Origin of the sequence: Pseudodesulfovibrio sp. (assembly GCF_028692895.1) — a bacterium.
GTDB lineage: Bacteria > Desulfobacterota > Desulfovibrionia > Desulfovibrionales > Desulfovibrionaceae > Pseudodesulfovibrio.
Map to the genome: position 1 here is coordinate 22767 of NZ_JAQUWN010000002.1, position 12301 is coordinate 35067.

The 12301-nt window shown below is 65.4% G+C and carries 14 protein-coding genes and 1 tRNA gene; 1 reads left to right on the plus strand and 14 read right to left on the minus strand.

The features are described 5' to 3' along the window. Nucleotides 1–31: 31 nt before the first annotated feature. The 5 genes from PHP91_RS00705 to PHP91_RS00725 form a co-directional block, all read right to left on the minus strand. The gene (locus tag PHP91_RS00705; RefSeq protein ID WP_300135566.1) at nucleotides 32–859 is read right to left on the minus strand and encodes a substrate-binding domain-containing protein; all 828 of its coding nucleotides are present in this window, start codon (nucleotides 857–859) and stop codon (nucleotides 32–34) included. A 57-nt stretch (nucleotides 860–916) separates the two neighbouring features. Next, the gene (locus tag PHP91_RS00710; RefSeq protein WP_300135567.1) at nucleotides 917–1303 is read right to left on the minus strand and encodes a LysR family transcriptional regulator; all 387 of its coding nucleotides are present in this window, start codon (nucleotides 1301–1303) and stop codon (nucleotides 917–919) included. 119 nt (nucleotides 1304–1422) lie between these two features. Further along, a complete protein-coding gene (locus tag PHP91_RS00715) occupies nucleotides 1423–2259 on the minus strand; it encodes a ThiF family adenylyltransferase (RefSeq protein ID WP_300135568.1) in 837 nt (278 codons plus the stop codon). Between the two features lies 1 nt (nucleotide 2260). Then, nucleotides 2261–2488, minus strand: a complete 228-nt coding sequence (locus PHP91_RS00720) for a MoaD/ThiS family protein (protein WP_300135569.1) — start codon at nucleotides 2486–2488, stop codon at nucleotides 2261–2263. Nucleotides 2489–2585: 97 nt separating this feature from the next. Further along, on the minus strand, nucleotides 2586–4313 hold the full coding sequence (locus PHP91_RS00725) for an aldehyde ferredoxin oxidoreductase C-terminal domain-containing protein (protein ID WP_300135570.1): 1728 nt from the start codon (nucleotides 4311–4313) through the stop codon (nucleotides 2586–2588). Nucleotides 4314–4495: 182 nt separating this feature from the next. Between PHP91_RS00725 and PHP91_RS00730 the strand changes: the two genes are divergently transcribed. Continuing rightward, on the plus strand, nucleotides 4496–5071 hold the full coding sequence (locus PHP91_RS00730) for a hypothetical protein (protein WP_300135571.1): 576 nt from the start codon (nucleotides 4496–4498) through the stop codon (nucleotides 5069–5071). A gap of 5 nt (nucleotides 5072–5076) precedes the next feature. Here the strand turns inward: PHP91_RS00730 and PHP91_RS00735 are convergent, their stop codons facing one another. The 9 genes from PHP91_RS00735 to PHP91_RS00775 form a co-directional block, all read right to left on the minus strand. Then, a complete protein-coding gene (locus tag PHP91_RS00735; protein WP_300135572.1) occupies nucleotides 5077–5424 on the minus strand; it encodes a hypothetical protein in 348 nt (115 codons plus the stop codon). A 100-nt stretch (nucleotides 5425–5524) separates the two neighbouring features. Continuing rightward, nucleotides 5525–5601 (minus strand) — tRNA-Val (locus PHP91_RS00740). Between the two features lie 78 nt (nucleotides 5602–5679). Next, nucleotides 5680–7785, minus strand: coding sequence for an FAD-dependent oxidoreductase (locus PHP91_RS00745; protein ID WP_300135573.1), 2106 nt, complete (start codon nucleotides 7783–7785; stop codon nucleotides 5680–5682). Between the two features lie 10 nt (nucleotides 7786–7795). Then, nucleotides 7796–8371 carry an RnfABCDGE type electron transport complex subunit A gene (locus tag PHP91_RS00750; protein ID WP_300135574.1) on the minus strand — a complete coding sequence of 192 codons (576 nt, stop codon included), beginning with the start codon at nucleotides 8369–8371 and terminating at the stop codon, nucleotides 7796–7798. Continuing rightward, complete coding sequence (locus tag PHP91_RS00755; protein WP_300135575.1) at nucleotides 8371–8868, minus strand: hypothetical protein; 498 nt, start codon at nucleotides 8866–8868, stop codon at nucleotides 8371–8373. The genes PHP91_RS00750 and PHP91_RS00755 overlap by 1 nt, the downstream gene beginning before the upstream one ends. Nucleotides 8869–8878: 10 nt before the next feature. Further along, nucleotides 8879–9550: an electron transport complex subunit E gene (locus PHP91_RS00760; RefSeq protein ID WP_300135576.1), complete on the minus strand. Its 672-nt coding sequence runs from the start codon at nucleotides 9548–9550 to the stop codon at nucleotides 8879–8881. A 9-nt stretch (nucleotides 9551–9559) separates the two neighbouring features. Then, nucleotides 9560–10138 (minus strand): RnfABCDGE type electron transport complex subunit G, encoded by a 579-nt coding sequence (rnfG, locus tag PHP91_RS00765; RefSeq protein WP_300135577.1) that lies wholly within the window; start codon nucleotides 10136–10138, stop codon nucleotides 9560–9562. A gap of 3 nt (nucleotides 10139–10141) precedes the next feature. Further along, nucleotides 10142–11113: an RnfABCDGE type electron transport complex subunit D gene (locus PHP91_RS00770; protein ID WP_300135578.1), complete on the minus strand. Its 972-nt coding sequence runs from the start codon at nucleotides 11111–11113 to the stop codon at nucleotides 10142–10144. Beyond that, on the minus strand, nucleotides 11110–12294 hold the full coding sequence (locus PHP91_RS00775) for an electron transporter RnfC (RefSeq protein ID WP_300135579.1): 1185 nt from the start codon (nucleotides 12292–12294) through the stop codon (nucleotides 11110–11112). Before PHP91_RS00775 ends, PHP91_RS00770 begins: the two co-directional genes overlap by 4 nt. Nucleotides 12295–12301: the final 7 nt, after the last annotated feature.

Sequence of the window (12301 nt, forward strand, 5' to 3'; positions counted from 1 at the left end):
CGAGGCCGTCCCCCGGTCGGGTTGTGTCGGGTTACTTCTTGGCGTTGGGGATGAAGAGCTGCTTGCCGAGCAGCTTGAAGTCGCCGATGGCCTTCTGGACCTCGGGGGAGGCCATCCAGGCGGTGAACTTCTTGGCCAGGTCGTACTGGGCGTCCTTGCAGTGGGCGGGGTTGACCGCCAGGACGGAGTACTGGTTGAAGAGGACCTTGTCGCCCTCGACCATGACCTTCAGGGCCGGGTTGCCGCCCTTGGTGTCGGCATACTTGATGTAGGTGCCGCGGTCGGTCATGGTGTAGCCGTTCTTCTCCTCGGCCATGATGATGGTGGCGATCATCTTCTGGCCGCCGGAGACGTACCAGGACTCCTTGTCGGGCACCGGCATTTCGGCGGACTTCCAGAGGGCGAGCTCCTTCTTGTGGGTGCCGGAGTTGTCGCCGCGGCTGATGAACGGGGCCTTCTTGGCCGCGATGGTCTTCAGGGCGTCGGTCACGGACATGCCCTTGATCCCGGCCGGGTCGGACTCGGGGCCGATGATGACGAAGTCATTGTACATGACCTCGGTGCGGTCCATGAGCACGCCCTTGTCCACGTAGGCCTTCTCGGCAGCGGGGGCGTGGACCAGAACGACGTCCACGTTGCAGTCCTCGGCCATCTTGAGCGCGGCGCCGGTCCCCTTGGCGACGTACTGGATTTCGATGCCGGTGTCTTTCTTGAACTGCGGGACGATGTACTCGCCCAGCAGCCCGGTGTTGTCGGTGCTGGTGGTGGTGGCCATTTTCAGGACAGGCCCGGCCTGGGCGGCGATCGCCAGGGCGAGCACGAGCGCAAAGCTCAGCAGGGTCATGCAAACACGTTTCATCAGTTCCTCCTTTGATGGACAGGTTCGATTTGTTGGAGAGGCCATTATCAGAAAAACCTATTCGGTGTCGTCACGATAAAATTCATCCGACTTGTTGACTTCCATCCCCAGCATGGTCGAGGCCCGTCGGGTGGCGTAGTCCTCCACGTCCAGATAGAAGGCGAGGAATCTTTCCATGAGCTCCTTGCCTTCCGGAGTCAGGTTGAACCGCTGGCCCATGCCCTTGGTCTTCTCGACCAGCGGCTTGCCGATGCGGTCCTCGGCCTTTTTCAGCTTGCCCCAGGCGCGGCGGTAGGACATGCCCAGGCTGGAGGCCGCCTGGCGCAACGAGCCCAGTTTTTCCACGTATTGCAGGAGCAGGGTGCTGCCGATGCCGATGTAGGTTTCCTCTTCCTGTTCAATCCAGACGCGCAGCCGAAGAATAGCAGTTGATTTGTTTGACATGATACTTCAATGGGTTGGAGTAGGCCTGTGACGATATGAGACAGCCATGTATTTTCATTGTCTGCCTAATGAGGGGCATGAAGTCAATAGAGGTATAATACGCAAGAATTCGGCACCAACTACAGGGTGACCGTATCGAAGGACAGGGCGCCGAGATCGACGATGAGCATTTTCCCGGCCAGGGACGAGGGACGGCCGCACAGCAGCTTCACCGCCTCGGCGGCCATGAGCGAGGCCATGAGGTTTACGGCCGGGGCCGGGCAGCCGAGTTGCTTCTCGGCCGACTCTCTTTGCCCCATGATGTCGGACGGGGACACTGAGCCCGGCAGGACTACGCCCACGTAGCCGACCCAGCCCGCCAGCGCGCCGGTGACCAGGGGGATTCCCGCTTCGGCGGCCGCCTTGCGCAGGGCGGGGCGGATTTCGAGTCCGCCCAGGGCGTCCACGGCCAGGGAGCAGCCGTCCAGGAAGGCGGGCAGGGTCTCAGGCGTGAGGAATTCGTTGCGCGCCTCCAACCGGACCGAGGGGTTGACCTCGGCGGCGCGCAGCCGGGCCGCCTCGGCCTTGGACATGCCCAGGGTTTCGGCCGTGGCAAGGGCCTGGCGGTTCAGGTTGGTGGTCTCGAAGGCGTCGCCGTCTGCCGCGCGCAGATGGCCGACGCCCAGGCGGAGGAACTGGTCCAGGAGCAGGCCGCCCAGCCCGCCCAAACCGACCTGGGCCGCGCGGGCGCGCAGCAGGAGCCGTTGGTCCGTGTCGGACACGGCCCGGCGGTTGCGCAGGTAGCGTTCGGGATGGATGCCGAGCTCCAGGGCCGAGGCCTCGACCTCGCAGCCGGGAAGGCCGAAGTCGCGCGCAATATCCCGGATGGCGGTCGGGGGCAGGATGAGCCCCATGCCGCCGTCGGGCAGGGCGGCGGTGGCGGCTCGGGCGCGGACGGCCTTCGGCAGGGAGGACATGCTAGCCCCCTCCGACCGCAGGGAACAGGCCGACGCGGTCGCCGTCCCTGACCGGGGAATCGGCAAAGGATCGGACCGAATTGATGAAGATGATGGCCACTTCCTCGGCCGGGATGCCGATTTTGGCCAGAAGCGAGTTCACGGTCTCGCCCTCGCTGACGGGATAATCGGCCGCGTTTTCGGGCTCTAGCCCGGCCAGGGTGGCGAAGCATTTGATTTCAATACCCATGATGACTTTTTAAGCCCTCCCGCGCCAGGGGTCAACAGTTTGAAAAAAAGGGCCGGAGAAAATCTCCGGCCCTTGCAGTTGCGGATGGCGTCGGGGGTTAGACCTTGGCGCCCTGGAGTTCCTCGGCCGTGATGCCCCAGGTGACGTTGTGGGGCGGCAGCGGATCGGTGTCGAAGAAACGGGGCAGACGATCGTCGGCGGCGGTGAATCCGGCGCGGGCGTTGAAGTCCAGCTCGTCCTTCAGGCAGTTGACGCCCAGGTTGACCAGGTCGTCGGTGGAGAAGGCCTGGCCGGTCCAGGACTGGACCAGGTCGGCCATGATCTGCACGCCGTCTGCCGCGTCGAGCACGGCGAAGGCCACGAACAGGCACAGGCCCATGGAGTCGATGGCGGCCGTGGCGACCTGGAGGTTCTTGGAGAGCTCGATGTTGCCCTCCTTCTTCAGGCCGTCGACGTTGCCGCCCACGCCCAGGACGTTTTGGCACACGCCGTAACCGGCGGTGTGGTCGGCCCCCATGGGGGTGGTGGCGTAGGTGACGCCCACGCCCTTGACCGCGCGCGGGTCGTAGGCGGGCATGGACTGGTTCTTGACGAGGGGCAGCCTCTCGACGCCGAAGGCGCGGCCGCAGAAGCCGACGCCGTTGCCGATGATCATGCCCATGGGATCGGCGGTGCCGATCTTCTTGACGAGCTCGATGGCGGCCTTGCCGTCACCCCAGGGAATGACGCCGCCGTCCATGGCCACGGCGATGGCGTTGCCGATCTCGATGGTGTCGATGCCCTTCTCGTCGCAGAGACGGTCGAGGTGGGCGATGTCGTCGATGTCCTGGATCAGGGCGTTGGCGCCGAAGGCCCACACGGTCTCGTACTCGAAGCCGGAAGTGACGTATTCACCGGCGGCGTTGTTGTATTGCTGGGAGCACTGGATGACGCAGCCCACATGGCAGCCTTCGGTGGTCTTGCCCTGGCGAGCCTGGATGGTTTCGGCGATCTTCTCGCCGGAGATGTCGGCGGCGTGGTCGCACTGGCCGTAGCGGAAGTTCTTGGTGGGCAGGGCGCCCGCCTCGTTGATGATGTTCACCAGGATGGCGGTGCCGAAGCCGGGCAATCCCTGGGAGGTGACGGGGTGGTTGCGCAGGATGTCGACCCACCTGGAGCGGGAGTCCTTGAACGCGTCGGCGTCCACTGCGGCGACCTTCTCGTTGGTGTCGGCGTCCAGGATGATGGCCTTGATCTTCTTGGAGCCCATGACCGCGCCGACGCCGCCGCGACCGGCCGAGCGGGCGGGACGCTTGTACGGATCGGTGAACTGGATGGTGGCGGTGGTGCGCAGGGTTTCGCCCGCGGGTCCGATCATGCCGGCGATCATCTTGTCGCCGTAGGTCTGCATCAGCTTGTCGTGCGCGGGGTAGTTGTCCATTCCCATGATGTCGGCGCAGTTGCGGAACTCGACCTTGTCGCCGGAGATGAACAGGGTGGAAAATTCGTCTTCCGGCGCGGGCTTGTCTTCAAGGATGATGGCCAGGATGTCCATCTTGGGCAGCTTGTGGGCGAAGAGGCCGCCGGAGTTGGACTCCTTGATGGTGCCGGTCAGCGGGGACTTGGTGCCCACGGAAAGGCGGCCGGAGTTGGCGGCGGTGGAGCCGCCCAGCAGGCCGGAGGCGAAGACCAGCTTGTTCTCGGCCGAAAGCGGATGGCAGTTGGCGGGCACTTCCTTGTTGATGACGCGGGAGGTCAGGGCCCGGCCGCCGAGCTTGGCGTACTGGCCCGGCTCCTCGAAGGTGTATTCCTTAGTCCGGGTGTTGATGCGAAGAATCCTGGGCATGGGTAACCTCGATTTGGTATAAGGTTCGGTAGGTTGTCAGACAACCCTTCAGTTGATTATTTGACCTTTTGGGTATAATACACCTATGGAAATATTTTTGTCAAAGAAAACAGCTAATTATGTCTTTAGTGACATAATGTATCATTATCGAACACAGCGAATAGCCAGGGAAGGACACCATCATGAAGAAAGATGATGTGATGCTGTTGACCATGCGCCGGGGGGCCCGGACGGGGTTCAATACCCTGTTGCAGCGGGGATTCTATCTGGCGGGCCGGTCGGGGATGACGGTGCGGACGTTCCTGCGGGAGGTTCTGGGCTATGACGACGCGCGCATCGAGGGCGAGGTGCGGACGGTTTTTCTCAATTCAAGTCCCATGGACGGGCTGGACACCACGCGGCTTCGGGACGGTGACCGGCTGGCCCTGGGCAGCGCCATGCCCGGCCTGGTCGGCATCTGCATGGGGCGCGACAATCCTTACAAGAGCTTCCGCAGCTCCATCGGTCTGGCGCGCGAGGATGAAGATGGGGCGGGTGAGTCCATCCGGGTGTTCGTCAAGATATTCAGCGTGTTGGCAGTGGATACGGGCGAGGGAGTCCTGGCGCGCGGCATCGAGGTGGACCGTGCGCCGCTCCTGGCTCTGATTGATCGGGAGCGGGCGAACCTGCTGCCCGAAGGCGGGCCCGGCCCGTCGGAAATCCTGGCCGCCCTGCGCAATGGCGAGGGGCCGGTGCGGGTCCGGGTCCGATTCGCCTAGGCCGCCTATTGGCAGCCGATGGTCTTGGCGTAGTCCGTCAGCTTGTTGATCTGCTTGCGGACTTCCATCTCGCCGAAGGCGTCTTCCATGGTCACCTGGACCTTGTTGTCGTATAGGGCCTGGGCGATCTTTCGGCACGCCGCTCCCTTTTCGCCGGCGGGCATGCCCCGCACGTCGTCGCCGTATTGCTTCACGGCGTCGCGATAGGCTTTCTGGGCGATGCGGAATTCGGAATCGGCCAGGTCCCGCAGGCGCGAGGTCTCGGCCGCGGCCAGGGAGGGGAGGAAGCAGACCAGGGCCAGGACGGCCAGGAAAACACGGATCATGCGCATGACGTACTCCTTTTGTCGCATGGACGGCTTCTCCATACCACGGACATAATCCGGAACAAAGGGAATTGCCGTTTCTGGATGAAAAAAGGCGGCTCCCTTTCGGAAGCCGCCTGATGGTCGGTGGTGGGCGATGCGGGATTTGAACCTGCGACTTCCACCGTGTGAAGATGGCACTCTGACCAGCTGAGTTAATCGCCCACTTCGGTCATGTCTCCGGACTTCCGTCCGAAGGGAGGTCTGATATATCCGCAAGCATGCCGGTTGGCAAGCACTTTCTTACCTCTTTTTGATGCATTCGGCCGCGACGCAGGTGGACCCGTCCGGGATGTCACGGTCGTAGCAGGTCAGACCGCAACGCAGACAGCGGGCCGTCTCGTTTCGGACGTCATCCAGGCTCAGGGCCCCCTCGATCTCGCCGAAGGTGCACTTGCGCTCGTCGCAGTCGATGAGGTGGGGCGGCTTGGCCTTTGCCCGGTGGCCCACGTCCGGCACGTCGGTGAACATGGTGTAGGGAATCAGTTGCCGCTGGAGATTGCTCGGATAGTGGGGGCCGCCCTCGGTCAGGTACTGGTGGATGGAGCGCGCTGCCTTGCGTCCCTCGCCCAGGGCGATGATGACCAGGGCCGGGCCGGTGTGCATGTCGCCGCCGGTGAAGACGTGGGGCAGGGCGGTCTGGAGGGTGTCAGGGTGGGCTCCCAGGGTACGCCACCTGGTTTCCTCCAGGGTGCACTGGCCGGAGTCGTCATACAGGCAGGAGAGCTCGGGCTTCTGGCCGATGGCCGTGTATACGCTGTCGGCCTCGATCAGTGTCTCGGAACCCTCGATGGGCGCCGGGCTGCGTCGGCCCGAGGCGTCGGGCTCGCCGAGTTGCATCTTGATGTATTCCACATGGGTGACGTGGCCGTTCCCGTCCTTGACGATGCGCGACGGCGCGGCCAGGAAGAGGAATTTCACGCCCTCCTCCTCGGCTCCCTCGATCTCCTCGATGTTGGCGGGCATCTCGTCGCGGGTGCGGCGGTACATGAGGGTCACGTCCGACCCCAGGCGCACGCCGGTGCGCGCTGTGTCGATGGCGGTGTTGCCGCCGCCGATGACAACGATCTTCTTGCCGATGCCCGTGTCCATGCCGAGGCCGACCTTGGTCAGGAATTCGGTGCCGGTGGCCACGCCGTCGGCGTCCTCGCCCTCGATGCGAAGGGTGAGGTTCATCCATGCGCCGATGCCGAGGAAGACGGCCTCGAACCCTTCCTCTTCCAGGGTCTTCAGGGTGAAGTCGCGGCCGAAGTACTGGCCGTGCCGCACGCCGATGCCGAGGTTCAGGATGCCTTCGATCTCCCAGTCCAAAATCGCCTTGGGCAGCCGGTATTCGGGGATGCCGTAGCGCAACTGGCCGCCGAGCTTGGGCATGGACTCGAAGATGGTGGGCGCGTGGCCCAGGCGGCGCAGGAAATAGGCGCAGGAGATGCCGGCCGGGCCGCCGCCGACCACGGCAACCTTGCGGCCGGTGTCCGGCGCGCAGGGGATGGGCGCGTGCGCGCCGCGGTTCATCTCCCAGTCGGCCGCGAATCGTTTTATCAGGTTGATGCCCACTGGCTCGTCGACGTGGCCCCGGCGGCAGGCTGTCTCGCAGGGGTGGGGGCAGACGCGGCCGATGGAGAGCGGCATGGGGATGCGCTCGCGGATGGTTTCGAGCGCGCCCGCGTAATCGCCGCATTTGACCTGCTCGATGTAGCGGGGAATGTTGATCTGGCCGGGGCAGCGCTGGCGGCAGGGGGCCAGGCAGTCGGTGGTCTCGTTCAGGTGGGTGATGCGCGCGGTCATGCCCTGGATGGAGATGACGCCGCGTGGGCAGACCTGGGCGCAGGCCCCGCAGGCCGTGCACAGGGCCGGGTCCACCACGGGCACGCGCTCCGGGCCCATGCTGATGGCCCCGAACTGGCAGGATTTGACGCAGGTGCCGAACCCGAGGCATCCCTCGGGACACATCTTGCTGCCGTCGTAGAGCAGGCTCTGGGCGCGGCAGTCGCTGACCCCGCGATAGTGGTAGAGGTCCTCGGCGCGCAGCCCGCCGGTGCAGTCCACAAAGGCGATCTGTTTTTCCATGGACGCGAATTCGAGGCCCATGATGGCCGCGACCTTGGCGGCCACGGACTCGCCGCCGATGACGCAGACGTTGGCCCCGGCCTTGCCCGAGACCACGCCCTGGGCCGCGCCGGAGCAGCCCGCAAAGCCGCAGCCGCCGCAGTTGGCCCCGGCCAGGACGCCTTCCACCTGGGCGATGCGAGGGTCCTCGTAGACATAGAGCAGCTTGGACGCCACGGCCAGGATGACCGCCGACGTGAAGCCGATGCCGAGGAGAACGAGAACGGAGGAAGTGATCATCGACAGTCTCCTAGGAGGCCATGCCCTTGAAGGCGAAGAAGGTCAGGGACATGAGCCCGGCCATTATCAGGGCCAGCGGCGTGCCCTTGAGGCTGATGGGCACGCGGGCCAGGTCCAGCCGCTCGCGGATGCCCGCCAGGACGACCAGGGCGAGGAGGAAGCCCGCGCCCGAGGCCAGGGAAAAGACCACGGTCTCCACCAGCCCGTACTCCTTGCGCTGGCAGATGATGGCGATGCCGAGCACCGCGCAGTTGGTGGTGATGAGCGGCAGGAAGATGCCGAGCGACTTGTAGAGCGGCGGGACGGCCTTCTTGAGGAACATCTCCACGAACTGGACCAGGGCGGCGATGACCAGGATGAAGGCGATGGTCTGAAGGTAGGCGAGGTCGTAGGGCGCGAGCAGGAACTTCTGCACGCACCAGGTGATGGCGGCGGCCATGGTGGCCACGAAGACCACGGCCAGCCCCATGCCGATGGCCACGCCCGAGCTCTTGGACGTGCCGATGAACGGGCAGTTGCCCAGGTATTGCGCCAGGACGATGTTGTTGACGAAGATCGCCGCGATGACGAGGACGAAGTAATCCATCAGATGCCTGCCTCCGCGTTTTTGATGATGCCTTCCGAGATCAACCGCTCGTTGACCCTTTGGACGATCCGCCCGGTTATGGCGGGGACCTCTTTTTGCATGATCGGGAGCAGGGCCTGCGAAATGTAGTCTTTGTTGATCCGGAGCATCTTCTTGTAGGCCTCGCTCCCGTACATCCGAGTCAGGTCGAGAACTTCCTGCCGGGTCAGGGACTTGGAGTAGTATTCCATCTGCCGGACGAAAATGGTCTTCAGCCAGGCCTGCATGCCGGTCTGGAATTCATCCTTGATGACGGGATAGGCCTCTTTCGGGAGGTTCGGCTTTTCCCGCCGGACCTGCGCCTCCAGGTTGGCGAGGAGCTGGACCATCATCTGGTCGACCGTATCGACCGCGCCGGAAACCTTGAGCATGGTCATCATTTCCTGAGGGGTCGGCTTTTCCTCCGCGCAGACGGGGCTTGCAAGGAAAAGGACCAGGAGAATCAGCGTCTTTTTCATCGTCTTTCCCCTATTCCTTGCAGGCGCACATGCCGCAGCTCTTGCAGTCGTGGCCCGGGCCCTGGACGGGGGCCAGCCCCTTGGAGCGGCGCTGCCAGTTGGTCAGGGCGTTCATGCCCGCCAGGATCAGGCCCAGGCAGACGAACGCGCCCGGCGCCTCGACCATGAAGGTGAACGGCTCGTACCAGCCGCCCATGACCTGCATGCCGAACCAGGTGCCGTAGCCGAACAGCTCGCGCAGGGAGCCCAGGAAGGTCAGGGCCAGCGTGTACCCGAGGCCCATGCCCAGGCCATCGGCCACCGAGAGCAGGATCGGGTTCTTGGAGGCGAAGGCCTCGGCCCGGCCCAGGATGATGCAGTTGACCACGATGAGGGGCACGAAGATGCCGAGCTGCTGGTAGAGCGGGTAGGCGTAGGCCTGCATGAGAAGCTCCACGCAGACCACCAGTGAGGCGGCCACCACGATGAAGCAGGCGATGCGCACCTTGGCCGGGATGACCTTGCGCAGCAGCGAGACCAGCAGGTTGGACAGGGCCAGCACGAAGATGACGGCCACGCCCATGCCGAAGCCGTTGTACGCGGTCTTGGTCACCGCCAGGGTGGGGCAGAGGCCCAGGACCAGCTTGAACGGGGGCAGGTCCGTCCACAGTCCCTTGGAGAATTCTTTCCAGAGTGTGCTCATGGCGTCGTCCTAAGAGCCCCAGGAGGTCCGGAGCCGTTCCTTGATCTGTTGGAATATCTTGATGGCGTCGTTGATGGCGCCCACGGTGCCGGTGGAGGAGATGGTAGCGCCCGACACGGCCGCGATGTCGCCGCCGGATTTGCTCAGGGCGACCTCCCTGGTGGTGTGGCCCCGGAACTGGTCGCGGAACTCGGGCTCGGTGATGCGCTGGCCCAGGCCGGGCGTCTCCTTGAGGGTGGTGATGCCGATGCCCTTCAATGTGTCGCCGTCGGTGGAGAAGCCGACCATGATGCCGATGGGGCCGCCGTAGCCTTTGCCGAAGGTTTCGAGGGCCACGCCTTCGAGCTTGCCGCCCTTCATGGCCGGGAAGACCGTGACCTTGCCCGTGGAGGCGTCGAAGGTCTTGCGGTCCTTGACCGGGTTGTTCTCGCAATCCGGGAAGATCTGGCGCAGGGCCGGGCCCTGGACATAGGTCATGACCTGTTCCTCGATGCGCGGCCGGGTGGCCTGGCGCACGGTGGCCAGGGTCAGGCCGGACAGGCCGCAGATGAGCGACAGGACCAGGATCATCTTGAGCATATCACGCATGGCCTACTCCTCCTCCCCGGCCAGGACGCACGGGCCGCCGAAGGGGCGGGGCCGGATGCGGTCCAGCAGCGGGGTGAACAGGTTGGCCAGCAGGATGGCGAAGGGCACGCCGTCGGGATAGACGCCGTAGACCCGGATGACGATGACCATGGCCCCGGCCATGAGCCCGAAGAGCAGCGACGGGATGCGGCCCACCGGCGTGGAGGCCGGGTCCGTGGCCAGGAAGAAGGCCCCGAAGACCGTGCCGCCCGCCAGCAGGTGGAAGAGGGGCGGGGCGTAGGTGGCCGGGTCGATGAGCTGGTAGGTCCAGGCCGTGGCGGCCACCCCGGCCAGGAAAGACGCGGGAATCTCCCAGCGGATGTGGCGGCGCAGGAGCAGGTAGAGCCCGCCCGCCAGCACGGCCGCGACCTGTACTTCCCCCAGGCCGCCCAATTGGTTGCCGGAGAGCAGGGAGAGCGGGTCGACGGACCTGACCGCGTCCAGGCCGAAATACTTGAGCTGTTGCAGGGGCGCGGGCAGGTCCAGGTTCAGCATGGTGGCGTTGGTGTCCATGAAGGTCGGCCAGGAGATGCGGCACAGGGCCCAGCCCACCAGGGGCGGGACCAGGGGATTGGCCCCCAGGCCGCCGTAGATCATCTTGCCGAGCAGGATGGAGGCCGCCGCGCCCACGGTGACCAGCCACCATGGGGCCGAGGCGGGCAGCAGGAAGGCGAGGAGCAGGCCGGTGTGCAGCGCGCTCAGGTCGTCCACGGACTGCTCGCGCTTGAACAGCCGGTTCAGCGCGGCCTCGGCCGCCACGGCCACGGCGCAGGACAGGGCCATGACCCGGAGCGCGCCCACGCCGAAGGCGAACACGGCCAGGATCGCGGCGGGCAGCAGGGCCAGCAGGGTCTCGCGCATGTACCCCTTGATGGTCCGGCCGCAGTGGACGTGGGGCGGCATGCAGACGGTGAGCAACGGTTCTAGGGGTTTCATCGTTCTTCCTTTGCGGTGGTGGCGGTTTCGGTCTCGCCCTCGGCCGCGAGCAGGGAGATTTCGTATTTGGCCAGGCGGATGTAGTGGAGCAGGGGACGCTGGGCCACGCACCAGTAGCCGCAGATTCCGCATTCGATGCAGGAGTGGACGTGGAACGCCTCGGCCCGCTTGAACTGCTTGAACTCGGCGCACCGGCTGAGCATCCCGGGCATGAGCCGGGCCGGGCAGTGGCGCTCGCATTCGCCGCAGCCCAGGCAGGGGTTGTCCGTGGGCTCAAGCCCTTCGCCGGAGCGGATGAGGTTGAGGCCGCTTGTCTCCTTGTCCACGCCCTGGGCGAGGTCGCGGGCGGGCAGGCCGCACATCAGGCCGCCCAGGACGATGCGGTCGCCGGGCTGGACCGTGGCCCCTGCCGCCGCGGCCAGGAATCCGGCCGGGGTTCCCACCGGAACCAGGTGGTTCTGGCCGCCGATGGTCATCACCGTTTCGGTGAGCGGCCGCCCGGTCTCCATGATCCGGCCGATCAGGTAGAGGGCCTTGACCGAGACGAGGGCGGTGTTTTCGGGTTGCCTGCCCGGGAGCGTCTCCTTGCCGGTGACCTTCTTGATGACCATCGGGTCCATTCCGTTGGGATGGACCGGGGCGATGTGCACCACCGAACAGTTGGCGAAGGCGTTGGTCTGGTTGCCCCGCGCCGACACCAGGAACATCTTGGAGGGCTCCACGATGCGCTGGACCGCGTCCAGGCCGAGTTCCACGGTCTTGCGGTAGTCGCGGAGCAGGGGCTCGCAGACCGAGATGCCCGGCTCATGCGGCACGGCGTTGATGATGAGAGCGGCGGCCCGGTTCAGGCCCCGGACGTCCACGCCCTGGGCGCGCAGCCATTCGCGCAGCCGGTTGCCGCCGTCCGGGGCCGGTTCGGCGGCCTCGGCGCGGTCGTCGCCCTCCACGCGCACGCCGATGGCGTAGGGGGTGATTTCGGTGATGGTTCCCGAGAGGGGCGAGTGCAGGTCGCCGTCGCCCGGGCGGTCGGCCGTGGCGATGCGGGTGCCCGCCAGGACCTGGTCGCCCGCGGCCAGGACCGGGGTGTGGTACGGCGTCGGGATGTTCAGGCGGTCCGGCCGGTCTTCCTTGACCAGGGGGCCGGTTTCGCCCGTGAGCAGGCTGAAGCTGAAGGTGGTCATGTGCGTT

What these genes read in the sequence shown, in the direction of transcription:
- PHP91_RS00705 (WP_300135566.1), bottom strand. Translation starts at nt 859, where the DNA reads ATGAAACGTGTTTGCATGACCCTGCTGAGCTTTGCGCTCGTGCTCGCC.
- PHP91_RS00710 (WP_300135567.1), bottom strand. Translation starts at nt 1,303, where the DNA reads ATGTCAAACAAATCAACTGCTATTCTTCGGCTGCGCGTCTGGATTGAA.
- PHP91_RS00715 (WP_300135568.1), bottom strand. Translation starts at nt 2,259, where the DNA reads ATGTCCTCCCTGCCGAAGGCCGTCCGCGCCCGAGCCGCCACCGCCGCC.
- PHP91_RS00720 (WP_300135569.1), bottom strand. Translation starts at nt 2,488, where the DNA reads ATGGGTATTGAAATCAAATGCTTCGCCACCCTGGCCGGGCTAGAGCCC.
- PHP91_RS00725 (WP_300135570.1), bottom strand. Translation starts at nt 4,313, where the DNA reads ATGCCCAGGATTCTTCGCATCAACACCCGGACTAAGGAATACACCTTC.
- PHP91_RS00730 (WP_300135571.1), top strand. Translation starts at nt 4,496, where the DNA reads ATGAAGAAAGATGATGTGATGCTGTTGACCATGCGCCGGGGGGCCCGG.
- PHP91_RS00735 (WP_300135572.1), bottom strand. Translation starts at nt 5,424, where the DNA reads ATGCGACAAAAGGAGTACGTCATGCGCATGATCCGTGTTTTCCTGGCC.
- PHP91_RS00745 (WP_300135573.1), bottom strand. Translation starts at nt 7,785, where the DNA reads ATGATCACTTCCTCCGTTCTCGTTCTCCTCGGCATCGGCTTCACGTCG.
- PHP91_RS00750 (WP_300135574.1), bottom strand. Translation starts at nt 8,371, where the DNA reads ATGGATTACTTCGTCCTCGTCATCGCGGCGATCTTCGTCAACAACATC.
- PHP91_RS00755 (WP_300135575.1), bottom strand. Translation starts at nt 8,868, where the DNA reads ATGAAAAAGACGCTGATTCTCCTGGTCCTTTTCCTTGCAAGCCCCGTC.
- PHP91_RS00760 (WP_300135576.1), bottom strand. Translation starts at nt 9,550, where the DNA reads ATGAGCACACTCTGGAAAGAATTCTCCAAGGGACTGTGGACGGACCTG.
- rnfG (WP_300135577.1), bottom strand. Translation starts at nt 10,138, where the DNA reads ATGCGTGATATGCTCAAGATGATCCTGGTCCTGTCGCTCATCTGCGGC.
- PHP91_RS00770 (WP_300135578.1), bottom strand. Translation starts at nt 11,113, where the DNA reads ATGAAACCCCTAGAACCGTTGCTCACCGTCTGCATGCCGCCCCACGTC.
- PHP91_RS00775 (WP_300135579.1), bottom strand. Translation starts at nt 12,294, where the DNA reads ATGACCACCTTCAGCTTCAGCCTGCTCACGGGCGAAACCGGCCCCCTG.